The organism is Neobacillus sp. C211 (assembly GCF_051842875.1).
Lineage (GTDB): Bacteria > Bacillota > Bacilli > Bacillales > Cytobacillaceae > Neobacillus.
Window position 1 is genome coordinate 44,168 of the sequence record NZ_JBPXRO010000026.1, and the last position, 24,865, is coordinate 69,032.

Annotated in this window: 28 protein-coding genes, 1 tRNA gene, 2 pseudogenes and 1 riboswitch; of the genes and pseudogenes, 2 read left to right on the top strand and 29 right to left on the bottom strand. The window is 40.5% G+C overall.

Features of this window, described 5'->3' with window-relative positions:
- The first annotated feature begins 406 nt into the window (after positions 1 to 406).
- Positions 407 to 967: an HPP family protein gene (locus ACSU6B_RS21360; protein WP_410888361.1), complete on the top strand. Its 561-nt coding sequence runs from the start codon at positions 407 to 409 to the stop codon at positions 965 to 967.
- Between the two features lie 231 nt (positions 968 to 1,198).
- Here ACSU6B_RS21360 and ACSU6B_RS21365 read toward each other — a convergent pair.
- The 14 genes from ACSU6B_RS21365 to ACSU6B_RS21430 all read right to left on the bottom strand — a co-directional run bounded on the left by ACSU6B_RS21365 (position 1,199) and on the right by ACSU6B_RS21430 (position 12,012).
- Positions 1,199 to 1,280 (bottom strand) — tRNA-Leu (locus ACSU6B_RS21365).
- Between the two features lie 481 nt (positions 1,281 to 1,761).
- Positions 1,762 to 3,078 (bottom strand): MATE family efflux transporter, encoded by a 1,317-nt coding sequence (locus tag ACSU6B_RS21370; RefSeq protein ID WP_410888362.1) that lies wholly within the window; start codon positions 3,076 to 3,078, stop codon positions 1,762 to 1,764.
- 94 nt (positions 3,079 to 3,172) lie between these two features.
- Entirely contained in the window at positions 3,173 to 3,982 is an 810-nt protein-coding gene (gene nikE, locus ACSU6B_RS21375) for a nickel import ATP-binding protein NikE (RefSeq protein ID WP_410888363.1), read from the bottom strand.
- 26 nt (positions 3,983 to 4,008) lie between these two features.
- Positions 4,009 to 4,836 carry a nickel import ATP-binding protein NikD gene (nikD, locus tag ACSU6B_RS21380; protein ID WP_410888394.1) on the bottom strand — a complete coding sequence of 276 codons (828 nt, stop codon included), beginning with the start codon at positions 4,834 to 4,836 and terminating at the stop codon, positions 4,009 to 4,011.
- 15 nt (positions 4,837 to 4,851) lie between these two features.
- Positions 4,852 to 5,685 (bottom strand): nickel ABC transporter permease subunit NikC, encoded by an 834-nt coding sequence (gene nikC, locus ACSU6B_RS21385; protein ID WP_410888364.1) that lies wholly within the window; start codon positions 5,683 to 5,685, stop codon positions 4,852 to 4,854.
- Positions 5,682 to 6,626, bottom strand: a complete 945-nt coding sequence (gene nikB / locus ACSU6B_RS21390) for a nickel ABC transporter permease subunit NikB (protein ID WP_410888365.1) — start codon at positions 6,624 to 6,626, stop codon at positions 5,682 to 5,684. The genes nikC and nikB overlap by 4 nt, the downstream gene beginning before the upstream one ends.
- 17 nt (positions 6,627 to 6,643) lie before the next feature.
- Complete coding sequence (gene nikA / locus ACSU6B_RS21395; protein ID WP_410888366.1) at positions 6,644 to 8,269, bottom strand: nickel ABC transporter substrate-binding protein; 1,626 nt, start codon at positions 8,267 to 8,269, stop codon at positions 6,644 to 6,646.
- 118 nt (positions 8,270 to 8,387) lie between these two features.
- Positions 8,388 to 8,540, bottom strand: a complete 153-nt coding sequence (locus ACSU6B_RS21400; protein ID WP_410888367.1) for a hypothetical protein — start codon at positions 8,538 to 8,540, stop codon at positions 8,388 to 8,390.
- 2 nt (positions 8,541 to 8,542) lie between these two features.
- Positions 8,543 to 8,842, bottom strand: a complete 300-nt coding sequence (locus ACSU6B_RS21405) for a DnaD domain protein (protein ID WP_410888368.1) — start codon at positions 8,840 to 8,842, stop codon at positions 8,543 to 8,545.
- Positions 8,843 to 8,934: 92 nt separating this feature from the next.
- Positions 8,935 to 9,288 carry a hypothetical protein gene (locus ACSU6B_RS21410; RefSeq protein WP_410888369.1) on the bottom strand — a complete coding sequence of 118 codons (354 nt, stop codon included), beginning with the start codon at positions 9,286 to 9,288 and terminating at the stop codon, positions 8,935 to 8,937.
- A gap of 151 nt (positions 9,289 to 9,439) precedes the next feature.
- Positions 9,440 to 9,685 (bottom strand): GNAT family N-acetyltransferase, encoded by a 246-nt coding sequence (locus ACSU6B_RS21415; RefSeq protein ID WP_410888370.1) that lies wholly within the window; start codon positions 9,683 to 9,685, stop codon positions 9,440 to 9,442.
- Positions 9,686 to 9,906: 221 nt separating this feature from the next.
- A complete protein-coding gene (locus ACSU6B_RS21420; protein ID WP_410888371.1) occupies positions 9,907 to 10,461 on the bottom strand; it encodes a hypothetical protein in 555 nt (184 codons plus the stop codon).
- A gap of 15 nt (positions 10,462 to 10,476) precedes the next feature.
- Positions 10,477 to 10,602 (bottom strand): hypothetical protein, encoded by a 126-nt coding sequence (locus ACSU6B_RS21425; protein ID WP_410888372.1) that lies wholly within the window; start codon positions 10,600 to 10,602, stop codon positions 10,477 to 10,479.
- Positions 10,603 to 10,860: 258 nt separating this feature from the next.
- Positions 10,861 to 12,012: a methyltransferase domain-containing protein gene (locus tag ACSU6B_RS21430; protein WP_410888373.1), complete on the bottom strand. Its 1,152-nt coding sequence runs from the start codon at positions 12,010 to 12,012 to the stop codon at positions 10,861 to 10,863.
- A 480-nt stretch (positions 12,013 to 12,492) separates the two neighbouring features.
- On the opposite strand from ACSU6B_RS21430, the pseudogene ACSU6B_RS21435 reads away from it, so the two are divergent.
- A pseudogene (locus tag ACSU6B_RS21435) lies at positions 12,493 to 12,804 on the top strand (group II intron maturase-specific domain-containing protein); the annotation flags it as partial.
- Here ACSU6B_RS21435 and ACSU6B_RS21440 read toward each other — a convergent pair.
- The 15 genes and pseudogenes from ACSU6B_RS21440 to eutC form a co-directional block, all read right to left on the bottom strand.
- A pseudogene (locus tag ACSU6B_RS21440) lies at positions 12,789 to 12,896 on the bottom strand (VOC family protein); the annotation flags it as partial. The pseudogenes ACSU6B_RS21435 and ACSU6B_RS21440 overlap by 16 nt on opposite strands.
- 236 nt (positions 12,897 to 13,132) lie before the next feature.
- A complete protein-coding gene (locus ACSU6B_RS21445) occupies positions 13,133 to 13,900 on the bottom strand; it encodes a TatD family hydrolase (RefSeq protein ID WP_410888374.1) in 768 nt (255 codons plus the stop codon).
- Positions 13,897 to 14,637 (bottom strand): ABC transporter ATP-binding protein, encoded by a 741-nt coding sequence (locus ACSU6B_RS21450; protein ID WP_410888375.1) that lies wholly within the window; start codon positions 14,635 to 14,637, stop codon positions 13,897 to 13,899. Before ACSU6B_RS21450 ends, ACSU6B_RS21445 begins: the two co-directional genes overlap by 4 nt.
- Positions 14,634 to 15,401 carry an ABC transporter permease gene (locus ACSU6B_RS21455; RefSeq protein ID WP_410888395.1) on the bottom strand — a complete coding sequence of 256 codons (768 nt, stop codon included), beginning with the start codon at positions 15,399 to 15,401 and terminating at the stop codon, positions 14,634 to 14,636. Before ACSU6B_RS21455 ends, ACSU6B_RS21450 begins: the two co-directional genes overlap by 4 nt.
- A complete protein-coding gene (locus tag ACSU6B_RS21460; protein ID WP_410888376.1) occupies positions 15,401 to 15,691 on the bottom strand; it encodes a thiamine-binding protein in 291 nt (96 codons plus the stop codon). The genes ACSU6B_RS21455 and ACSU6B_RS21460 overlap by 1 nt, the downstream gene beginning before the upstream one ends.
- A gap of 13 nt (positions 15,692 to 15,704) precedes the next feature.
- Positions 15,705 to 16,700: an ABC transporter substrate-binding protein gene (locus tag ACSU6B_RS21465; protein ID WP_410888377.1), complete on the bottom strand. Its 996-nt coding sequence runs from the start codon at positions 16,698 to 16,700 to the stop codon at positions 15,705 to 15,707.
- A gap of 147 nt (positions 16,701 to 16,847) precedes the next feature.
- Positions 16,848 to 16,957: riboswitch (TPP riboswitch) on the bottom strand.
- Positions 16,958 to 17,274: 317 nt separating this feature from the next.
- Positions 17,275 to 18,678 carry an ethanolamine permease gene (gene eat / locus ACSU6B_RS21470; protein ID WP_410888378.1) on the bottom strand — a complete coding sequence of 468 codons (1,404 nt, stop codon included), beginning with the start codon at positions 18,676 to 18,678 and terminating at the stop codon, positions 17,275 to 17,277.
- Positions 18,679 to 18,816: 138 nt separating this feature from the next.
- Positions 18,817 to 19,761: a malate dehydrogenase gene (gene mdh, locus ACSU6B_RS21475; RefSeq protein ID WP_410888379.1), complete on the bottom strand. Its 945-nt coding sequence runs from the start codon at positions 19,759 to 19,761 to the stop codon at positions 18,817 to 18,819.
- A 25-nt stretch (positions 19,762 to 19,786) separates the two neighbouring features.
- The gene (locus ACSU6B_RS21480; protein WP_410888380.1) at positions 19,787 to 20,140 is read right to left on the bottom strand and encodes a BMC domain-containing protein; all 354 of its coding nucleotides are present in this window, start codon (positions 20,138 to 20,140) and stop codon (positions 19,787 to 19,789) included.
- A 3-nt stretch (positions 20,141 to 20,143) separates the two neighbouring features.
- Positions 20,144 to 20,419, bottom strand: coding sequence for a EutN/CcmL family microcompartment protein (locus ACSU6B_RS21485; protein WP_168243714.1), 276 nt, complete (start codon positions 20,417 to 20,419; stop codon positions 20,144 to 20,146).
- 17 nt (positions 20,420 to 20,436) lie between these two features.
- Complete coding sequence (locus ACSU6B_RS21490) at positions 20,437 to 21,291, bottom strand: phosphate propanoyltransferase (RefSeq protein ID WP_410888381.1); 855 nt, start codon at positions 21,289 to 21,291, stop codon at positions 20,437 to 20,439.
- A 19-nt stretch (positions 21,292 to 21,310) separates the two neighbouring features.
- Positions 21,311 to 21,604 (bottom strand): BMC domain-containing protein, encoded by a 294-nt coding sequence (locus ACSU6B_RS21495; RefSeq protein WP_144555092.1) that lies wholly within the window; start codon positions 21,602 to 21,604, stop codon positions 21,311 to 21,313.
- 15 nt (positions 21,605 to 21,619) lie between these two features.
- Positions 21,620 to 23,143, bottom strand: coding sequence for an aldehyde dehydrogenase family protein (locus tag ACSU6B_RS21500; RefSeq protein WP_410888382.1), 1,524 nt, complete (start codon positions 23,141 to 23,143; stop codon positions 21,620 to 21,622).
- A gap of 76 nt (positions 23,144 to 23,219) precedes the next feature.
- The gene (gene eutL / locus ACSU6B_RS21505; RefSeq protein ID WP_410888383.1) at positions 23,220 to 23,873 is read right to left on the bottom strand and encodes an ethanolamine utilization microcompartment protein EutL; all 654 of its coding nucleotides are present in this window, start codon (positions 23,871 to 23,873) and stop codon (positions 23,220 to 23,222) included.
- Positions 23,874 to 23,888: 15 nt separating this feature from the next.
- A complete protein-coding gene (eutC, locus tag ACSU6B_RS21510; protein WP_410888384.1) occupies positions 23,889 to 24,860 on the bottom strand; it encodes an ethanolamine ammonia-lyase subunit EutC in 972 nt (323 codons plus the stop codon).
- Between the last annotated feature and the right edge of the window lie 5 nt (positions 24,861 to 24,865).

Here is a 24,865-nt window from a genome sequence, read left to right on the forward strand (position 1 = left end):
TCACTTCAATTTCTATAATTAAATTCTATCGAAGAGATTAACAAAAATCAATCACTTTCATTCAGAATCTTTCAAAAACATCCAAAATCTTTCAAAGTCCTATACTTTAAAAAGTTAAACTATTAATTCTTCAGTTTTTTACATTTAGTGACATTCCTCCTGTCCTAACTTATAGAAAATTAAGAATATCGGAAAATAATAGGATCGCTGCCAACCCAGCGGTAATATTAACTGATGTTGTATAGAGTATGTAGAATGAGAAGCGGATAAAAAACGGTCGTAATCGAAAAATTCGAATATATATTTTTCTTTAAATATTCATAGTTTTCGTATAAAATAACTTTTATGGCAAAAGCTCTGACAAAACCCTTGCCAAATTTAGTTTGAAAGCCAGAGGAAAAAAGTTATGAATCCTGAAAAAAGTTGGGAGAAAAGTTGGAGTAATCAACTAATTATAGGTTTAACAGCATATTTAAAGAAAATGAGGGGCGAAGCTACAAAAGATGACAGAATTGATTATATTGATTCTCTTATTTCAGCTACAGGTGGACTCATTGCTATAATCATCATTGGTTTAGTAGCGGTTAATTTAGGATATCCCATGACCTTGGGTCCTCTTGGTGCAAGTTGTCTGCTTGTATTTTGTGCTCATAAAGGTCAACTGTCTCAACCTCGCCACGTTTTTGGAGGACATTTATTTTCTACCACTATAGCACTTATCACTTGGAGTATATTAGGTAAGAGTCTATTCACTATTGGCCTAGTATTAGCTATCGTACTAATTTTAATGATCCTTACCAAAACGCTTCACCCTCCTGCAGCTGCTAGTGCTTTTGTGGCTGTTAACTCCCAAGCAGGATGGGGATTCCTTATTTCGGTTGTAATGGGTACTTTCCTATTAATTATTATATCAATCATCTATAATAACTTGTTTCAAACAAGACAATACCCACAGCGCTGGTTGTAAAACTAAGAAACTATAGAAGCTAACAAAACTAATCAAACGCCCTATATCGCTTATAAGGCGTTTTTATATGTTCATAAACCCAACCCTTATCCTCGTGTGAAACAGGTGCGTCAGATTTGAACTTATTCGTAGACGGTTTTTAGGGCAACGAAAAAAGCGTCCCTACCTTAGCAGGAACGCTTAAACGTTGATATGACGAGCATTCTCGTTTTTCTTTCGTATACAAATTGATACCGGTGATCGGGGTCGAACCGATACTCCTCACGGAACACGATTTTGAGTCGTGCGCGTCTGCCAATTCCGCCACACCGGCGTAACTATAGGCTTGCTATACTTTTAGGTCATTGCTAATCATGTTATTGTCCATATGATTCTTAACTACCTCAATGCATATTATTATACCCCCAATAGACTTATAGTCAAGGTGAAATAAAATATTATGATTTCAAGGGAATGATTGTCCGTTTTTTTAGGTGAAAGCCCGCATCCTTTGCACTTCTACGATATCGAGATTGGCAGGGTAAAGCGAATCGCCAATTTTCAAATTTGAGGGCATTTTTTGAGCGTAAATGTCAAAAAACGCCTTCAAATTTCATTTTTGAAGGCGTTTTTTGCATTTTCGAGTGATTTTCTAGCTATTTTTGTGCGAAGGCGATTTCTTTCTTAGGTTAATGTATTTAAAGAAATGTTAAGAATTGATCCTTCCTCAATAGATATTTCATTTGTATACCTGGCTATTTTTTATTCCTCCTTGTTACATGACAAATGATTCATTTCAAAAGTAGCTGTAATTTTCAGATTCCTTTGTTTATAGATAATAATCTTTTATTTAATCTAGGAGTATACATGATCAAGAATCCAGAACGCCCAAACGTGTATAGAATAAAAGCCAGCCATAGGCCATGATTATGCCAGATAGGTGTTGCCGTAATTTGTATAAGGATATAGACGATCATTGCGTAAATCATAGAGTTTCGAACGGGAGCAATTTCAGTTGCACCTGTGAAGGCACCATAAATGACAAGGCCAAAACACGCTGCAAACGGGTAAAGAATAAGCCATGTTCCATATGTAGTTGAAAGTTCGATTACACTTGGTAGATTGGTAAAAAGCGCAATAATTTGTTTTTGAAATAATCCATATATACAAGCTATCACAAAAGCCATAATCACCGACCATTGTTTTGATAAAGTAAGTGTTTGTTTATATAAATCCTTGTCGTTTGCTCCTACCGCTTTGCCGACGAGAATACTCGTAGCGTTAGCAAACCCCTCAAAGAAATAAGCCATTATATAATGGATTTGAAAAAGAACAGCATTGGCCGCTAAAAAGTTTGTTCCAAACGAAGCACCCTTTGCTGTAAACATATTAAAAACAACTAATAAACAAATCGTTCGAATAAACAAATCCTTATTAACGTTAAACATCTTTTTCATAGACTGTGTATCTATAACTTCATGAAAGGATGGTAACCTCCATTCAAACGGAGATGCCTTCTTCACAATGACCATCCCTAATAAAAAGGCAGTCACTTCAGCAATCAAAGCGGCAGCAGCGACCCCTTTTACAGCAAAAGAAAAGACATGGACAAAAAGAATGGCCAAAATCATATTCAAAACATTCATTAACACCTGTAAGCATAAAGATTCTTTAATCTTTGCCATCCCCATTAGCCAGCCAAGGATAACATAGTTCAGCAATGTAAAGGGTGCTCCCCAAATTCTAATTCGAAAATATTCAGCTGCAAACTGACTGACATCAGAATCATTTGAAAACAATATCAAAGCTACATATTCAATCGGCCATTGTAAGAGAATAAAACACACCCCAACCACAATAGCTAATAAAAATGGACGCGATAAAGCAAGTATTCCTTGGGCTTGATCGCTTGCTCCATTCGCTTGTGCGGCAAAAGCAGATGTACTCACCCGTAAAAAACCGAATACCCAATACAAAGTATTAAAAATAAGAGTCCCGACAGCAACTCCTCCAATATATGCCGCATCGGGAAGCTGCCCTACAACGGCTGTGTCTACAGCACCTAACAAGGGCGTTGTCATCGTCGAGATCGTTAGGGGAATCGCCAAGGTGAGGTACGCACGATGATTCATTAGGAATTTCCTCCTCCTATCCATTCAAATAGAACAATAGCCCCGATTATGCAAATGAAATCGAGGCATTCGAAAAGTGTATATACTGTTTAAATTAAGCACGTCTAACCGAACGAAAACGTGGGTGCTCAGCCAGCATGGAATCTCTCATCTCATTTACTACAGGATGTTCTGAAGTAAAAAACTGTGATTTTTCATCATAAAGCTCGACCAATTTTCCTTTTTCTAGTACACCTAATCTATCACTAATCGTATAGGCAGCTTTAATATCATGGGTAATAAAGAGAAATGATAACCCGAAATCTGCTTTTAACTCCTTGAGTAATTCTAAAATAAGGGTTTGATTCACCATATCTAGACTACTGACAGATTCGTCTAAGACAATCAGCTTTGGCTTGAGTGAGATAGCTCTTGCAATATTGATTCTTTGCAATTGCCCACCGCTAAATTGATTAGGGTATTTTTTTAAGTCCTCTTCACTTAGCCCTACCCTTTCTAATAAATCAATAACGGTTCGTTTTTGCTCAGCTATTGTTAGCTTTTCATAGTTTTCTAGCGGCTCTGTAATAATTCGTTCAGCCGTCATTCGAGGGTTAACCGATGAGTATGAGTCCTGAAATACAGCTTGAAGATCACGACGAATTTTTTGACGACTATGCTTATCTGCGTTATAAATATCATGCCCTTGAAACAGAACCTGTCCACATTGCGGCCGTTCCAGACCCAGAATCACTCTTCCTAAGGTACTTTTTCCAGCTCCGCTCGTACCAAGCAAACCTAAACAGGTTCCTTCCTCAATAGAGAGAGAAATGTCGGAAAGTATTTTTTTAGAACGATCTTTCCAGTTAAAAAACGTTGGAGATCCATAGCTATGGGTTACTTCATTTACTTGTAATAAACTCATTTTTTCACCCCTTATAAATGCCTAGGTCACGCCAAATGGATGACAGGTTTATCAAAATGTACTATTGACCGTGCATTTAAAAGTTTTTTTGTATACTCATGTTGTGGCTCATCAAATAGTTGGAATACACCCGCTTTTTCTACTATTCGACCATTTTGCATAACGGCAACTTCATCAGCCATTTCAGAAATGACACCGAGATCATGGGATATTAATAATATGGCTGAACCATATTCAGAACGAATTTTATCTAAGTGGTACAGCACTTTCTTTTGATTATTTACATCAAGAGCAGTTGTGGGTTCATCGGCAATAATGACGGCTGGATGTAAGCAAGCTGCAATAGCAATCATCACCCGTTGAAGCATACCACCACTCAATTGAGAAGGAAAGTATTTTAATAGTTTAACAGGATCTGGTAAGTTCACATGATGCATCGCCTCAATGGCAAGCTCTTTTGCTTGTTTTTTATTCCATTGTGTATGCGATCGAATGGTTTCAATAAATTGGTGGCCAATTGTAAAAACAGGCGTAAATGCATTCATCGGATTTTGCATAATAAAAGCGATATCCTTACCACGAATCATACGCATTTCTTTCTCTCCTAAACCGTTCAATTCGCGTCCTTTTAATACGATACTGCCTTCAATCGTTGTCGTTTTCCGATTGAGAAGCTGAAGAATGGACATACTCGTAACGGTTTTACCGCATCCACTTTCCCCAACAAGACCCAGTACCTCCCCACGCTTCAGTTCAAAATTGATATTCTCAACAAGTGTGGTAGCACCAGTTTTTGTTTTTACCTGTACATGTAAATCTCTCACTTGTAACACATACGATTGTTCTGTACCCAACATTCTCATTCCTTTTTATGATCGACGTTTGACACCGTAACGTTCGGATAATGCTTCGCCCAATAAATTGAAGTTCACAATTACGAGCATAATCATCAAACCTGGAAAAAGCATTAATTCAGGATTCGTCCGAATATACGACTTTCCTTCGTGAATCATCGCTCCCCATTCAGCTGTAGGCGGTTGTACTCCTAAACCAAGAAACGACATGGCGGATATATCCATGATGGCCCAACCCATTTCTAATGTACCCATGACCACAAGTGGAGGGAGTACATTTGGGACAATATGATTTTTAATAATCTTCCATTGCGATGAGCCGCTTATTTTCGCCGCTGCAATAAAGTTTTGTTCCTTCAGACTTAGAACCATTCCTCGGAACATTCTCGCGTAATATACCCATTGCACAAGCATCAGCGCTAAAATGACCTGCGAAAGTCCAGGACCGAAAATACCAACCAGTCCAAGTATAAGGATAAGACTAGGAAAAGCCATCACACCATCACAAAATCTCATCAAAACCTGATCCACCCAGCCGCCTTTATATCCAGAAAAGGTTCCAATTATTAAACCAATCGTTAAAGATGAAATGAAAATGAGCATGGCAAAGCCTAAAGATATTCGTCCCCCATATAAAAGGCGTGATAAGTTACATCTTCCTAAATGATCCGTTCCTAATGGGAATTCCCAGGAGGGAGGCTGTAGTTTATAAACTAAATTGACCGCAATCGGATCATTGGGTGCGATCCAGGGAGCCAATAACGTGACGATAAAAAGAATCCCTAAAACAATAGTACATATAGGAATCACTTTTTGACTTATAAATATCCTGCGTATACTGGTTATCATCGTTGTTGCCCTTCTTTCCTGGATATGCGCGGGTCAATAAACATTTGAATCAAATCCACCATTAGGTTGCTAAATATAAATAAACTAGCGGCTATTAGTACATAGCATTGAATGATAGGTATGTCACGGTTAAAAATCGCTTCAATAAAATAACGTCCAAATCCAGGCCAAGAAAAAACGGTCTCCACGATAATCGTTCCTGTCAGCAGTTTCCCAAGATTCATCCCCAGACCAGTAATCATCGGGGAAATGGCAATTCTTAAGACATGCTTGGCCATAATGGTTTTTTCTTTTATCCCCCTTGTCCTTGCAAATAGCACATAGGGCTCTTGTAAATTTTCAAGAATACTAGCACGCAACAATCTTGTGTACATCGCTATTAAAGGAAGAGCAAGCGTAATGGAAGGCAATACAAGATGTTGCCATGTTCCAAACCCTTCAACTGGGAAAAGATCCAATTTTACAGAAAAGAAAAAAATCAATAAATAACCTAGCCAAAAAGAAGGAATGGATGCCCCGAAAAAGGAAAGTATGCGACTGAAATGATCAATCGCGCTGTTTTTCTTTACTCCTGCTAGAAAGCCAAGAGGGACACTGACAAGCACCGCGATGAATAAACTCCCTAGCGCTAGCTGGAGGGTTGCTGGAATTCGGTAGATCACCTCGTCCCAAACGGGCTTATTCGAAACATAAGATATGCCAAAATCAAGTTGGCATATCTTCATAATAGAGTTTACATATTGAATGAAGAATGGTTGATCTAAACCAAATTCATGTCTTTTCTGGGCCAAAATCTGATCGGTCGGTTCGATATGTGCTGCTGTTAAATAAGCCTCAGCCGGATCCACCGGTGAAAAGTGAATCATTCCAGTTGTTAGAAGTGCGGCAAAAAGAAAAACCGGGATAATGGACATTATTCGTTTTATAATATAATTGCCCATAATAGCCTCCTACCTGCTTACTGCTCGATGATAATTCCTGTAAATGGATTTTCGTCACGATTCGCAGAGAAATTGAAGTTCTTGACATCTTTTTGATAAATCGCTGTTTTCTTAATATAAGAGATAGGAAGAATTGCTCCTTGGTCCTGCAGTGATGTTAATATAGATGTGTACAGCTGTTGACGTTCATTTTCGTCTGTTGTCTGAGGAACCCGGGCCATTTGTTGAAGTAATTCCGCTTTGTTTGGATAGGCTGAAATGGCTTCATTAAATCCAAATCCTTCTTTTGCCACAATGTTTATAAATGTATGCGGATCATATGGAGCACCGTAGTTACTAAAGAAATTAATATCAAACTTATTATCTTTAAATCTTTGAACTTGAACAGCAAGCTCTACCCCAACAATATTTAATTTCACACCAATGGCAGCCCATTCTGATTGTAGCGTTTCTGCCATTGCTTTTTGAATAGATTCTGCTGAATCGTACATCATTTCAATTTCAAGTGGCTGTCCATTTTTTTCCCGAACCGTTTTCCCCTTAGGAAGTGTCCAGCCTGCTTCGTCTAATAACGCTTCTGCTTTCTTAACATCATATCCAATCTTCTTAACATCAATTTCGGAAGTATAAGGCAAGTTTGTCGGTAAAATAAAATCTGCTGCTTCTTCTAGTCCAGAAGTGATTCCTTTCACCATTGCCTCTTTATTAAATCCATAATGTAACGCTTGGCGAACACGTACATCGGAAAGCTGTTCTCTGTTTGTATTCATAACAAGCTGTCTTGTCGCGACTGGCTCAGAAATGCTAGTTTCATATTTATCAGTTGATTCTAATTGTTTGAAAGCGTCTAAACTGATCACACCTTCTCCGTAAATTAAATCTAGCTCACCTTTTTCAAACGCTAGTACTCTCGTTTCTGCATCAGGAATGACTTTCACTTGAATTTTTTCTACTTTTGGAAGCTCACCCCAATAGTTTTCGTTTCGTTTGAAAATCGCATATTCATCCGCTTTATACTCTTCCAAAATCCATGGGCCTGTACCAACTGGTTTCACAATTCCTTTTGAGGTATCACCATTTTCAGGGAATCCAGCTTCACCTAAGAAACGAACAGGTCGAACAACAGCTAACTCCTGAATCGTTGGATAATAGGCTTCAGTTAATGTCATTTTAAACGTATTTTCGTCGATAACTTCTATATTTTTAATTTTAGAAAGGAAACCCAACCAACTATGTAATTCCATGTGATTCAAAATTGTATCAAAATTCTTTTTCACAATTTCTGCATTAAAACTTGTTCCATCAGAAAATTTCACATCTTTACGCAGATGAAATGTATATACTTTTCCGTCTTCAGAAATTTCCCATGACTCAGCAAGATGCGGTTTTAGCTCTCCTCCAACTCCGTAACTTACTAACGGTTCATATACCATTGACTGAGCAAATAATTGTGAAGGATTATAAACATGGGGATTCATTTCGCCCACATCCCTCGCCCAAGCGATCGTAAGCATATTATCTTTTACATTCTTTGACGTTGTATCCTTATCACTAGCATTTGTACAACCAAGTGATACTGATGATAATAAAAAAATAAAAATAAATGTTAATAAAATATTCCGACGATTAATTGCATAAAACATATAACTTCCTCCCAATTGATGTTGATAATCATTTTCAATTGTAAGAGCATTACATAGTCTTGTCAATGTAATGTTGGCTATTTTATTTTTTTAAACCCACTAGCTCCCATAGATAAAATTAATTTAAATAGTCAGTAAGCTGTTGAGGCAAACACAGCTTTCGCATTAATTCTTTATGCCGTGTACTTTCTAACTGTTCAGGTTGAATGACGGGATCTCGGAGTAAGTACTCCGCCTTCATCAAGCTTCCTAAAAACGCTTTTTCTGCCATACTCATCCCTCTTCACCTGCCGTAAGGTCAAGTTTAAATCCACTTGAAATTACTCTTCCGGCAGGAAAGGATTCGGTTGATTGCCTATGCTTTGGTGCAGAATTTTGACTCTCATAAAAAGAATCAATTTCTTCTACGGTCAGTAAGGAGTCATTTACCCAGTTTTTCAAAATCACAACCACATAACTCAGCCTTCGCTTGTTGTTGGCACAGGCAATTTTCATCGCTTTTAAAATCACCTCTTTCGGCTGTAAAAAGCTAGAATCCTCTAACCAAACGAACAGCTGCTCTTTCGCATTCATGTTCGAAAAACCAAATCCATTGTCGTCCCAAAACTCAATAATTTCTTTTACATCTACTTCTTTTTGATTATTTTCTGTGTCTGGATTTTTCTCTATATTTGGATTAAATGCTTCTTGTTGTTGTTTTTCTTTTTTTTATCTTTTTTATTTTCTTCTTCTTTTTGCCCCCTTCTCGTCTCACGATGCGTCAGCGTATCGTCAAGATCTCCACATTCAGGTTCTAGATATGTATCATTTTCAGCTTGGCCGCTAACTTCCTTGTCGAAAACCAGCTCTTCTTGTTCACAAAATGATTCAAATAAGCTGCGAATTTCCTGTTTTTGAATGGTTTCCGAAACATATTGAATGAGTGAGAGATCCTCCACATCCTTTAACTCGGAAGATATACAATCCATGAACGGTTTCCCGCCTTTATCCAGGTTATATTTTCCCCAGTTCTTGATCACTTGAAATAAACCCACGAAGTCACTTTTTCAAAGTATTTCATCGGTTGGAAGTGAAATTACAAAACTTTACCAGTCTATCCTAATTTTAGGAATTACTATTTGTTGTAGTATCATTGGAGTTTGAGAGTCTCTGTGGAAGAAGGTTCGATTTCTATAATTTTTTCGTTAAACAAATAATTGGGTTGGCTTCCTGAAATCCACTCTTCAGATGAAATCTTAAACTATCTATGTTATCTAGTTCCAGATCACTTGCAAATTCTTTACAGCCCCGTTCCTTTGCCCAAATTTCACAGGCTGCCAAAAGCTGTTTTCCCATCCCTTTTCTTCGAAAGCCCTCCTGTACAAAAATTCCTTCGAGATATCCCACTGGACTTAAATAAAAAATCCTTTTCACCATGCCTCTTGTCCGAGTTTTGTACAACAAATAAGATTTAATTTCATTAGGTAAAATAAAAAGGTACGCCACTTTGGTTCTTGAACTGTGACCCGTAAAGTGGACAGTTTAAAAAAGACCTTTTTATGCAGCTAGTAAATGACTCCGGTATTGGGCCGGAGTCATTTTATTTAACCCCCATTGATCCTTTCATTGTTTTTTTCCGTAAACGAGCCGCTTGAAATCTAGTTTAAATCTATTGGCCTTGTAAAGTTGTAATTCGTTCTAAAGAAACAATAAATCGGTTCAGATGATTTTGAATGAACAACAGTTGTTGGCGATTCGGGATTATCAATACTTAAAGATATAGTTACATGATCATCGTTTGGTAAATTAGGGTCATAGATATGAATGGACAGATTATTTTCATTGAAGTCATACCCATATGCAAGAACTTGATGGTTTTGTCTAATCTGAAAAGGATTAAGGGATTTTACTCTGACTAAACCAAGCGGTGATAGCTTTCCGTTATCAAGATCATTTTTTATTCTCGGCCATTCCTCATTAATCATGCTCCACGTTCTTCCGTGCGGTGCAGCTCCTAGTTTACTAGCGGTTGTTTCATGATCCGGGAGGACAGGATTCATCAAAACCATATATTTAATAAGACCAAAGGGCAAATGAAAGCTTTCCATCTGCCGATTAACGATATATTTGAACAATGGACCAGATGGAGGGGCTGTCGGATTGGACGGAATCGGCATTTTTGCTTCAAAGTAATCTATGACTGCATAAATCATTCCGCCACAAAGGCCTTATGATGCATTACCGATTGGAATCCGCAGACCCAAAACATCCATTTTCCATAATGGAACTTGTGGAAAGCTGTTTCCAAATTTAAAAGCGGAAGTGCTGGGCAGAAACCCTGTTAAGGTTGACATAATGACTTCCCTCTATTTCTTATAAAATGATTGTAAAAATATCGTGAAACATTGACCGATGGGATCTATTTTATGCATTTTTCCTGCTATCGAGAATAAACACTTGCCCCTTTTGAATTTTTAGAGAGAAAAAAAGCCTACAATTTCATGTAGACTCTCTAATTGCAAATTAATTTTATATTTAAACCCAATAGTTTCTTTATTGCCTTTGAATTAAGTATAAAATAGCTTTTCTGGACGTGCTTCCAGGCTGTTGTATTATACAATTGGTCCGAGGTGACTGGACTTTTCCTTTGCCTCCTCTATCAGCAGTTGTGCCTCTAAATATGCACCGGCAGAAAGTATGTCCAAATGACGATGCCCCATATTACCGTAATTATAGACAATCAGAAAACTGCTGGTCTCCCAAATTTCAAATCGAAACATATGCCAGTGGTTGGGCACATCCAGATAGTGGCCTGATTTGAATGTTTTCTCCCCCAAGCGGTGATAGGCAAACTCAGCTTTCGCCCCGCTGTAGGATTTCCCGGCCTCTAATACGATTGGATGATCTTTCGTATAAAGGTGTTCCATACCTTCTAAGGTTGTGATCCCAGTCTGCCTTTTTGTCGCTACAATAATAGGAGAACGCTTATTTGCTCCTAACTCATGATAATCTATGATGTCGCAGTCATCCCACTGGACTTGGAAATTGGCTTGTGATAGCGAATTTGCCCACTTCCCGACATCTGCGGGGTTTTCCAATCGCTCACAAGAGAGATAGGTTCCGTCGTCGGTTAACAAATCATCGACTATTTGTAAATACTTACTGTCTCCATATGTTGGATTTTCCTTCAAGTAATCTGGTAGTGACCAATACTTTGGGAAGAAAAGAGGTCCCATAATCTCATGAAAGGCCCGCACAGAAATAATGAGATCAAAAGAGTTCAGCAAAAAATGCTCTCTTAAATCCATAAAATCGATTCGATAAAAGCTCACATTAGTAAGACCTAGCTGCTTAGCCAACTCTTTGGCACACCGGATTCCGTTCCCTGACTGATCGATTCCAATTATCTCCGCATCCGGAAACCGTGTGGCGTACCAGCATGCCAACAATCCATTATCACATCCAATTTCCAAAATTCGCTTTGGCTTTAGTTGTTTTTGCTGGTTTATCCAAGTCAGGAAAGACTTATGAAATGACTTCGTCCATGATTCCACTGCCAAGCTGAAAGGCAAAGTACCATTCTTTACCTCATAAATATTTCCCTGCTTTTTGCGGCATATAAGTGGTTCAAGTTCCTCTGCCAAGACTGAATCTACTCCAGTAACGTGCTTCCAAAAGCCCCGCTTGCTTTTACAGTCCTTGATTCCGAGTGTCTTAAAATAAGCAGAAATTCTTGGTTTCCTTTGTTTCGTTTCGATTGACATGTTTTATCTCCAGTTTATTTGAAATTATTACTACATATTAGGACTTGGTCTTAAAAATGGTTAGTTTTATTATAATAGGAATTTGCTATTTTTTCAAAAAATTTCTGTTTTTTACTAGATAAAGTGTTTTGCTCAACGGTTTTATCGTAATATTCCTCCATTAGATGGTAGGTTGTATCAAAAAGAGCTTAGAAATTAAAAAACTATGTTAAACCTGTCTGTTGATTTCCACTCCAGGCGCTTCGCTTACCGCGGGCGTGCCGGTGAGCCTCCTCGGCGCTTTAGCCTTAGCAACGGATTTCCAAAACGCTAAACTCAATTTGGGATAGAGTTTAGCGTTTTTACTTTCTGTGGTACATAAAAGCTCACGCCATAATTCCGCTTTTATCATTCTCCACGCCCTTCCGTGGGGTGCAATACCTATTTTAGTTGTTTCATGGTCCGGCAGTGTTGGATTCATCCAATCCATATATTTCATAGGAAAGTATCAAAAGACTAAAGTCGAAAATACGGGAACTAACTTCACGTTCAAAATCCATCCCAATGGAAACAAGAATTGAGAAACTAAATCAATACCTAACGGGGTGGTGTGGTTACTTTGCTTTAGCGGATACACCAAGTAAGTTTAAAGAATTTGATGAGTGGATAAGAAGAAGACTCCGTATGATTGAATGGAAACAATGGAAAACACCCAAAACAAGAGTGAGAAAACTCATAGGTCTGGGAGTATCACAAAACAAGGCTTACGAATGGGGAAACTACAGCTCGGTGTACTACTTCTTTGCAGCTGCTAGGTCATCCGTCCAAAAACTGACTGTAGCGAGTCCTCGTAATGACTTTGTTTCGCTCATAATTGTTTTCCTCCTTAATGTTGAGTAGTACATCCAGATGGTAAACAAAATAACATCTTCTGCTTAACTTCGATTTACTTACAAATAACCCCTTCTCTTATTCAAGAAAGAGCTAAGAAGTAAACCCCTTAGATAAGAAGTTATTTCGGAGGAACCCCCCATTGATGGACCGTCTATTGCTAGAACATGCATGTTACTCTAGTGCGGAAATCAGGGAAGATAAAAAACTTTTACAAATAAAGAAGGCTGCCAATGTTTGATCGGCAGCTTCAAGATGTTAATTGATAAAACCCTTTTGTGTTTTGATGTAAAACATCTGAAACTTCCGCAGCGGAAAGCTTCTTAAGCAGGGCGAGTTTCCTTATGGATTCCTCCATCATATTCGGATGGGTCATTTTCCCTTCAAATGGACCTTCAAATGGCCAAGGACCATCTGTTTCAACCATCATGAGCTCGAGAGGATAGACGCTTACAAGCTGCTGGATTTCTCGTTCATACACCACATCCGGGGTAATAGAAATATGGTAGCCGTTTCTAATCATTCGGTCTATTGTTTTCTGATCCCCTTTAAACCAATGAAAATGCGCTTTGGAAACAGAATATTTTTCGAGAAGGTCACAAACGAGAGGCGCATCATCGTAAACAGCATGAAGAACAATCGGTTTGTCCCATATTTTCGCCTTACTTATAAACACTTCTAATACTTCAAGATAAGGAGCAATCGAAATCCCCTGCTCTTGCCTTAAGTAGTATGGCAGCCCCACCTCTCCTACAGCAATCATCTCGTCACGGTGGTCGTCCATCCAATTTAGCAGCCCCTTTAGCTCGTTTTCAGAAGGCAATGCTTGTTCTGGATGGTAGCCAAATGCAGGTTTTACCTTTTGATATTTTTGTGAAAGCAAAAGGTTTCTTTTACTGGAATCCAAATGAAAGGATACAGAAATCAAGGCTTCGATATGGGCAGAATCCAATACAATCCTTTTGATTTCCTCATCCTGATAGCGATCCAAATGTATATGAGCGTCGATCATGTTCATTTGATTTCACCTACTAATTGGTAATATACATCCCTTTTCCGTTGAATAAAGCTTTCATCTAGTAGAATACCTTCGTGCCGCGGCCTTTCAAATGGAACCTCTATGTTTGAAACGACCTTTGCTTGCTTACCAGACAGCATCATCACTCGATCGGATAGAAACAGTGCTTCCTCAATATGATGAGTAATAAAAAGAATAGTCCTTCGATGTGATTCCCACATTTCCAATAACCATTTCTGCATTTCAAACCGGGTTAGCTCATCTAATGCTGAAAAAGGCTCATCAAGACAGATCAACTCTTGCGGGCTCAATAAGGCACGGATAAAAGCAGCCCGCTGCTTCATTCCTCCAGATAGCATGTGAGGATAGGCGTTTTCATAATCAGAGAGTCCTGCAATCGCCAGCATTTCTCGTGCTGCTTTTAAATCTTTTTTTCCCTGAAGTTCTTGGCCAAGAAGGACATTTTCAAGTATCGTCCTCCACGGGAAAAGAGAAGAAGTTTGAGGCATATAACTAATAAAACCACGCTTGCCATTAATGCACTGGCCGTCTAATAGGATCTCTCCTTCATCTGGTGAAAGAATTCCTCCTATTAAATTGAAAATGGTGCTTTTCCCACTTCCTGAAGGGCCAATAATAGAAACAAATTCATCTTTATTAATGGAAAAATCAAGGTCTTTCAGTACTTCATTTTGCCCGAAACGTTTTGTAACGTTTTGAAAACGAAGATAGCTCATTTTTTCTCATCTCCTTTCGGCTGCCATCGAACCACTCTTTGTTCCATAAAAACGATGAAAAAGAAAAACAAGAGGCTTAAGAACATGATCGTAAAAATGGCAACGAACACCCGGTCCGTTCGAAAAGACGACGATGCGAATGTCATAAAGACACCAATCCCCTGCTTAGCACCAAGCCATTCAGAAATAACGGCACCCATTACACTATACGTGGCAGAAACCTTAAAGCCTGAAAAAATCGAAGGCCAAGAAAACGGCAGCTCCAATTTCCAAAAAAGCTGTGTTTTGGATGCACCTGCCATCCTCATATAATGCTTCAACTCTGAAGGGGTTTGGCTAAATCCATCCAAGGCGGCCACTGTAATGGGAAAGAAACAAACAAGGGTGATGACAATCATTTTGGGCAATAAGCCAAACCCAAACCAAATCACCAACAGTGGAGCCAGAACGATAATGGGAACATTTTGCGATAAAATCAATAATGGATAGAAAGAATCCCTTAAAACAGGCACCAGATGGAATAAAACGGCGACCGCCAGTCCAATGAATGCTCCAACTACAAATCCAAATAGTGAAATTTTAACCGTTGAAAACACATCTGGATAAAAATCAGGCCAACCGGCAATGGCCTCTATGAAAATCTTTGATGGCGGCGGAAGAAGCCATTCCGGCACTTCTGCTAATTTAACGACAATCTCCCAAATGACAAACAAAAGGAGGAGAACCAAAATCGGTCTCCACCCTTTTACAAGATTCTTCCTCATCATCGATATTTTTCCGTTAAGTCATCCATGGCAATGCCTGTTGGCTGATAAAGGATTTTCACTTGAGAAATGACATTTTTGCTTCCCATTTCAATCATTCGTTCATTCATTTTTGAAATCACCGTAAATAATTCGTGGAGTTCGCCTTCCATTGTTGTTTCTAATGAGTGTACCTCATATTTCACACCAGATTCAGCAATGACTTTAATGGCTTCATCGACGTATGGAATGACGTCTTCTCCACCCTTTGTTTTCGGGATGATTTGAATGCTGATTAATGCATTCGCCATATTTTTCTACCCCCTATTGTTTTGGTAAAAATTCATTTGTAAAGGCTTTTTTCGCATCTAATTTCTTATCAAGAAGCTTATTCTCATACATCCATTGGGCATAATTTTCCCAAATCTCTTGCTTTTGAATTCCCCATTCCTTTGCATCATCCTGATATTTCGGAGACAACCATTCTTGACTCCTCTTTACCAGCTTTGGATCTAAATCCGGTGCTGCTTTAATCAGGATATCTGCAGCTTGATCAGGGTTTTTAATGGCAAATTCATACCCCTTGGCAGCGGCATTTACGAATGCCTTAACCGTTTCTGGGTTCTCTTCAATCATTTTTTCGTTTGTTTCTAAAACAGGTGTATAGTAGTCCAGTTTGTCAGAGTAATCTGTTAAGTAAACCATATTAATTTTTTCATTACGAAGCTCTGCTTCTACACCAGTCCACCCATAGTAAATCCAAGCGAAATCGATGTCTCGTTTCACAGCCGTAAAAAAGTCCGTATCCCCCATGTTCACGATTTTCACCTTATTGGCATCGGCGTTTTCCTTTTTCATGAGAGAAGTGATGACAGATTTTTCGACTGGCGAGCCCCATCCACCATATGTTTTTCCTTGAAAATCTTTCGGAGATTGAATCTGTTTGCCAGCTGGTGAAGCGAATCCTGATGTATTGTGTTGAATCACTGCAGCGATCGATACGAGCGGTACCCCTTGAATACGTGCCTGGGTAATCGCTTCTTGGTAGCCAACACCAAACTGCGCCTTGCCAGAAGCTACAAGTTGGTCAGCACCGGTCTCACCCGGCATGATAATATCCACATCCAAGCCTTCTTTTTTAAAGAATCCTTTTTCTTTTGCTACATATAATCCAGTATGATTGGTATTTGGCGTCCAATCCAGTACAATCGAGACCTTTTTAAGCGGCTGTTTTTTTTCTTTTGCGTTTTCTGTTTCTTTTTTGCTGCTGCATCCAGTCACTAAAAGGACTGAAAGGACTAGTACTAGCCATTTCTTCATGTAGAATCCCCCATATGTAAAAATAATATCTAAAGTGAAACAAAATAAATAGGCTGAAACCTCAGTGTTGGTTAGAAGGCAAAAACTTGCTTAAACAAAATAAAACACCCAGGCAAAGAAACCTGAGTGCATATCAGCAAACAATTAATTGTTTAAGAATATGTTCCCTCCGCCGGTATCAACCAGATCAGGTTCCAAGGGTCATCGTCTCACGGACTAAATCTCAACCGGCATCACCGGTTCCCCCACATTACATCGTATTCCACTTCATATCCTACTATTATATCAGTCAAGGCAGACAATGCCAACTGCTTTTATCTATTTATGCTTGTTAACAAATACTTCCTATCATGAAACATCCAGTTCTCATCTTCTGTTGGCACGCAAACAGAGGTTAATTCACCTGCACGATATAACTTTGCTAGTTAACCTGCGGTGTTACGAGTAAGGAGCTAGTTTCGTTCATGATAACTTATACGAACAGGGGCATTATTTGAGGATCCTCTGTATCCAATCATTTCAACTAATATAAAAAAGATGCCCCGCCCAATGGAACATCTTTTTCTATTGAACGTTATCCTATTTTCTCATCTGTCCCTGTTTCTCCAGAAGTCACATCCTCAATTGAAACAAACTCCTCCGACATTGGACGAAGTTTCTTGGATCCTACTAAGAAATAGTAGACAATCGCCACACCAAAAATCGTCAGAATCACACCCGCCAAAGGCAGCTCCACTCCAAACAATGGAAGAGTTGTCGTTAACACGCTGTATTTTACCACGCAGAAGAAAGAGAAAACACCCAATACTAATGCAATCGCCGGTACCACAGGATAGCTCACCTTAAATGGTCTTTCCAAATTCGGCTCCTTTTTCCGCAGCACAAACAACGAAACCATACTTAAGCAGTACATCGTAATCGCACCAAAAACGGATAGGATAATCAACGCATTAGCAAAGTTTGCTGAGCCTGCTGCGATCACTCCAATCGCTCCAGGAACAATCAAGCCCCAATGCGGCACCCCGCGTTTCGAAAGATTAGACAAAAACTTAGGCAGGTATCCTGCTCGAGCCAGGGCAAACGTTTGACGGGAATAACCAATAATAATACCGTGCAAGCTGGCAATTAAACCAAATAAACCGATAATGGCAACTGATTTTGGAATAAAGCTGCCTTCTCCATAAATACTTTCCAATGCCTGTGGAAGAGGATAATCCGCCGGTTTACCGGTACCGCCGCCAAGTCCTGCCGTTACGACTAAGGTTAAAATCGTTGCCACACCAAGCGTTAAAATACCGGAAATAAAGCCTTTGGGAATATCCTTTTTCGGGTCGCGCACCTCTTCTGCTGCCATCGCTCCCCCCTCAATCGCAAGGAAGAACCACATGGCAAATGGAATCGCTGCTAAAACACCGGACCAGCCATGACTAAAAGCCCTATCATTAAATATATTGGATGATTGAACATGAGGTAAACCGGCCACATAATAAATCGAGAGACCGATCAGTGCCAATACCGTTGCCACTAACTCAATGATAGCGGCACCTTTTACACCGATGAGGTTGACCAAAATAAATAAAATAAACATTCCGACCGTTGCATAAACGGCATTAATACTTGGGATTAGGAAATTGATATACGCTCCAACAGAAACTGCAATCGCTGGAGGGGCAAAAACGAATTCCAGTAAACATGCTATACCGGTTATAAAGCCCATAAACGGCCCCATTGCCTTTCGGGCGTAGGCAGACGGCCCGCCGGCATGAGGGATGGAAGTTGAAAGCTCTGAATAACTAAAAATAAAAGTCGTATAAAAGACAATTATAATCAGTGCGGCAATGCCGAGACCGATGGTGCCACCTGATTCAAAACCATAGTTCCAGCCAAAATATTGGCCGGATATGACCATCCCTACAGCAATACCCCAGAGATGAATTGGTTTAAGCGCTTTTTGTAAATGGTTGTTTCCCTGCTCCATAAACCCTTCCCCTTTCAAAGTAAATCTCCTGGAAATATAAAAGTAAAACCATATCCCATACACGACTATTTCCAAAACTAGGTGTTACTAGTTTAATATAGAATTGTAAAAGGATTCACAGGATATATTATCCAAATATTATCGTGTCTTCAAAACCGACATAACATTCCGAACAGATTGGGCTGATTGATCAAGGGCTGTTTTTTCTTCAGGGGTTAACGCAATTTCAATGACCGTTTCAATCCCATCGCCGCCAAGGATCGTTGGAACCCCTAGATATAAATCCTGATAGCCATATTCCCCTTCCAGATAGGCAATACATGGCAAGATTCGTTTTTTGTCCTTTAATAGGGCTTCAGCCATTTGGACCATCGATGCTGCCGGGGCGTAGTAGGCACTGCCTTGACCTAGCAAACTGACAATCTCGCCGCCGCCTTTACGCGTTCTTTCCACAATCGCTTCAATTCGGTGAGGCGGAAGAATTTTATCAAGCGGGATTCCGCCGGCATAAGAGAATCGAACCAATGGGACCATATCATCACCATGCCCGCCAAGGACAAAACCTGAAATATCTTCCACTGACACATTCAATTCCTGTGCAACAAAAGTGTTGAAACGCGCAGTATCTAAGACTCCGGACTGACCGATAATCCTATTTTTAGGAAACCCTGTTGTTTTATAGCAAACATAGGTCATCGCATCAACAGGATTACTTAAAACGATAATGTAGCTATTCGGCGCATATTTTTTAATATTTTTCGAGACTTGCTCGATAATTTTTGCATTGGTAGAAACCAAATCATCCCGGCTCATCCCTGGTTTCCGCGGCAGCCCTGCAGTGATTAACACCAAATCAGCATCCTGTATATCCGCATAATCTGAGGTACCCGTTATATTTGCATTAAAGCCTTGGACAGGGCTTGCTTCCAGCATATCCAGTGCCTTCCCTTTGGTCGGATCGTTTTGAGACGGGATATCAACCAGAACGACATCACCTAATTCTTTTTGCGCAATCATCAGCGCTGCTGTTGCACCAGTAAATCCTGCACCAATCACAGCAATTTTTTTACGTTTGAAAGCCATGTTTCTTCCTCCATTCTTTTAAAAATTATTCTGTTTGTGCAGGAGGCTCATCTTGTTTTGCTCTTTGACCCCTTTTTGCAGGTTTTGGTTTCTCCTCTGCCTTTTTCGGCGTCTGTGCCAACATTTGTCCTACTCCCTCATCCGGACGCGGGATCACATGCGCGGTTACTAGCACGCCGACATTTTGAGCTGCATACTTGCCAGCATCGACCGCTGCCTGGACAGCCCCGACATCTCCTTCTACTAAAATCGAAACGAGTCCGGCGTCCACTTTTTCTTTTTTAACTAAACGTACATCCGCTGCTTTAACCATTGCATCTGCGGCAACGATCGAGGCAATCAGCCCTCTAGTTTCAATCATTCCTAAGGCTTTTGACATCACTTACGCACCTCCTTCAACATCAATAGAATCGATAATTCCGATAATGACAGCATCAATCGGCATTCTATGATCACCGATAATATTTGCCGCCGCACTTCCCGTTGTGACCATCACTTTATCTCCGACTCCGGCACCAATCCGATCCACCGCAATAAACGGTGAAAGGATAGGCGCTCCGGATGGAAGCTCCGGCTGGACAAATAAATATTTTAATCCTGTTAGATTCTCTTCCTTCCTTGTCGCCCATACATTTCCTATCACCGTTCCAACTAACAAAAAATCATCCCCTTAAACTAATCCATAACCTGGATGCTTTTTTTCAACTCTCTTGCTGCATCTCGTGCCAATGGAGTCACAATTGTGCCTTTCCGAACCGATATCATTTCGTACTGACATGCCTGCACATCTCTTTTGGTTAAGAGATTTTTTTGAAAATGAACTTCTTTTGGTTTGTTTTGTTCAGGTGATACCTGATTGGTCACAGGCTGGGGTTTTACTAAAGGCTCCCCATCCTTAACAATGAAACCAGCCTGACCGCTTGTAATTAATCCGGCATTAGCTTCATCAGTATCGATATGCATTTCAAGCTGATATCTCGGTGAAACCCTTATAAGTACTTTTTCAAACGAAACCGGGCGTTCCCCTTCTGTTCGAATTCGTACATACTCGCCGTTTTCAACGCCAAAATAAGCGGCATCCTCAGGGTGCATATGAATATGAGCCTGGGCAATGATCAGTCCTTCATTTTTGAAAATACTTCCTTTGGGCCCTGCCAGAGTAATCGGTGCAGAACCAGCAATATTGCCAGATTCCCTTACGGGCGGTTTCAACCCAAGCTTTACTGCATCCGTTCTGCTGACTTCCACTTGTGTTAAAGAACGGGCCGGACCGAGGATTCGCACTTTTTCAATGCTTCCTCTTGGTCCGACAATGACCAACGTTTCATTAGCCGCAAATTGACCGGGCTGAGACAAGTCCGCTTTTTTCGTTAACTCATACCCTTTGCCAAAAAGCGTTTCTAAATCAGCTTGACTTAAGTGGCAATGGCGTGCAGAGACAGCCATCGAGATTGTATTGGGTCTGAAGTCCTTTTTTAACAATTGCTGAATCACTTCTTCAACAACCGTTCGAATAGATTGTTCATTCATCGAATTGGCTCCTTACTTCTTACACTTCCACTTCTAATTTTGGTAAAATGCTCTCCAATTCGTTGTGCGGACGTGGGATGACATGTACAGATAATAGTTCACCAACACGTTCTGCTGCTGCCGCACCTGCTTCAGTTGCCGCTTTAACCGCACCTACATCTCCGCGGACAAGAACCGTTACAAGCCCGCCGCCAACATGTACTTTACCGACTAAATGTACATTTGCTGCCTTTACCATTGCATCTGCTGCTTCCACGGATGCTACCAAACCTTTTGTTTCCACCATTCCTAATGCTGTTAATTCTCTCGCCATTGTAAATTCCTCCTATTAATTCATTTGATATTTTTTTAATACTTGATTTACCAATTCAGAAATGACCTGCGAATCTAGCTGGCCCGATACATTCACATTGCTTAAAACATGATTCACAATCTCGTCTACATGGTTGCTGGCACCCCATTGTGGAGCAGGACTTTTGCTGGATGGTTTTGGAACGTTAACCTCTTTTGTTCCATAGGCCATTCTTTTGATATTGATTAAATGGCGGGCCGTTAGATTGTCTGAAGTAATATTACCTCCAAATGATCCACAGCCAAGTGTCAGCGATGGCATCAATTCCGTTGTGGCTCCAACCGCACCAATGGAAGAAAGAGTATTCACCATCAGTCGTGATACTGGCATGAATAGCGCAAATTCACGGGCTACATTGTCATCATTGGTGTGAAGGGATAAGCTATGTCCCATCCCGCCTAAATTTAAGATTTTCACACACAGCTCTTTTGCACTTTCATAGCTTTCAGCTGTATAAATCGGAAAGATCGGCGAAAGTTTTTCAATGGAAAAAGGAACGTCCTTCCCTATCCGCGTTTCTTCCGCAATTAAAATCGTTGTGTCGGCTGGAACGGAAATACCCGCCAATTCCGCAATCTTGACAGCTCTTTGACCAACAATTGCTGGATTCAGCTTTCCTGGCAATGGTGAAATCACCTTTTCTAAAAGTGATTTCTCCTGCTCATTTAAGAAATAGGCGCCATTATTTTTAAGCTCCCTTACGGCCATTTCTTTGACATTCTGGTCAACCACAATGGCTTGTTCCGTTGCACAAATCGTGCCATTATCAAACGTTTTGCTTTGAACAATCATTTTGACCGCTTTTTCGATATTGGCGGTTTTTTCGATATAGACGGGCACGTTTCCAGGACCGACACCATATGCAGGCTTACCTGAACTGTAGGCAGCACGGACTAAATCTTTTCCGCCAGTTGCTAAAATCAAATTAATATCACGATGGTGCATTAATTCAGTGGTTGCTGCCATTGTTGGTTTTGAGATCCAGCCAATAATTCCGTCCGGCGCTCCCGCATCAACTGCTGCCTCCAAACAAATCTTTAAAGCGGCGACTGAGCATTTCACTGCCCGTGGGTGCGGACTAAATACGATTCCATTTCTTGTTTTTAGTGCGATTAATGCTTTAAAAATCGCACTCGAAGTTGGATTTGTCGTTGGAATGATCCCGGCAATCACCCCAAAAGGTGAGGCGACTTCGACTATTTTCTTTGTACGGTCCTCGTTAATGATTCCAACTGTCTTCTCGTTTTTAATAGATTCATAGACAGCATGTGAACCGACGTCATTTTTCATTTTTTTATGTTCGACTACACCCATTCCGGTTTCTTCGACCGCCATCTGGGCTAATTCAAGTGATTTGGCAGCAGCCGCTTCGGCAGCCCGTTTCACAATTTTGTCGACTTGTTCTTGGGAAAACGCCAAGTACTTTTGCTGTGCTTCTTTAGCTTTCTGAACTGCATCCCGCATTTCCTGAATGGATTGTAAATCTAAATCAAATGGCAACAGGGACACTCCTTTCTCTCTTGTTTTTTGTGTAAAATTACACGTATGTAGCATTATCCGCCTATTAAATAGGAATCTAATACTGTCGTGGATTTCTCGCAATTTCGATAATCACAGCACGAAAAGCATCCGCTGCAGCCTGGCATGCCGATTGCGACCCGGTCAATAGCCCACCTCCAAAGTTTGTTTCCGAAGGCGGTCCAAAAAACTTAACCAGCTCTACATCAGCAGCCTTTAACGCCGCATCCATTCCATACACCGCCTCAAGCGGCGGGGCAATCAAATAGGCTAGTGCTTCTCCTTGATTAATCCCTGCCTCAGCTGATAGATAAGAACCGGTTCTTGCCACGACATGGGCATACAATGCATGGCTTTTTTCCTCATTGATTGCCTCAAAATACGCTTCATTTTCTGCGGTTTGAATCACCGCATCAATCCCGCTTTTCACTTCATCTGGACTTGGACCGGCCAACACGCCGATCATCTCCCCAGACAATGGCCCTGATGCATGCGCGGAACCTGCGTAGAAGGACTTTGCATAGACAACATCAACATCTGCGCGTTTCGTTGCTTCATCAAGAGCTGTATAGCCGACATCGTCAATCGTTGAGGTAAAAATCGCTAAACTCCGTTGATGGGGTTTTAACTGAAACTGAGCTGCTAAGGCAGGGTCAACGTTTGGAATAATCCGAACAGCCAAGATATTTGCATGAATTCGATCTAATGCCATTTATTAACCCTCCCCTTATTGCTCTTTTTGTACCAGCGAAACACCGCTGGCTTCATATTTTAATATTTTTTGCACGAGAGTTCCGATATAGGCGCCGGCCTCCACCGTTGGAATGCCGCCCTTATGAATATTGGAGATGACCATCCGGTCGGCCTCAATGGTGCCGTGGCGTGGTTCGTAGCAGAGATACGCACTTAACGATTCCGCACTCACGAGACCTGGACGTTCACCAATCAAGTAAACAATCACTTTCGGTTTTAGGATCTCCCCAACATCATCCATTGCCGCCACCCGGCCTTTTTCGATAAAAAATGGTGTTCCGACATCGAGCCCTAAGCTTAGAAGCGATTGATTAAGAGATAAATAGACATCCTCTAAATTTTCCTCGACCGCTTTCGAACTTAAGCCGTCAGAAACAATAATTTGAACCGTCGGAGACTTTTTACATTTTTGATCAATTAATTGTTTTGCCTCATCAGAGAGCTTTCGGCCGAAGTCAGGACGGCGGACATAGACCTCTTTGTCGGTAACCTTCGTGTAAACTTTTAATAAGGATAAGCTTTCAAGTATTTTCGGATCGACATCACCATAAACGGCATCGACTGCTGCCGCATGGTCAAAGCGAAACTTCAGCCAAGTGTCCGTTTTGGGCCTTAATCCCGCACGGCCGACGCCTATTCTTGCCGGTGTTTTACTAATTAAAAGATCCAGCTCTTCCTTATTAATCGGATTTTCAAGTCCTACAGGCGGCTTTGGTTCAAGAAGTATTTCTTCTTCATGGGCTGACACCGTGCAGCCCGGACTTTGATTGCACTCTGTTTCAACATGATTCGTCCGGTGGCTCCAAAATTTCACTTCCACTTTTGCCGATGTATCATTGTTCGTCTTTTTCTTCACTTCTTCCACCGCCGCACCGCCAGCAGCGGTCTTCGTCTGCAATTTTTCAACCACCATTTTCGTGATTTGTTCCACTAACTCAGGATTCACTCCTT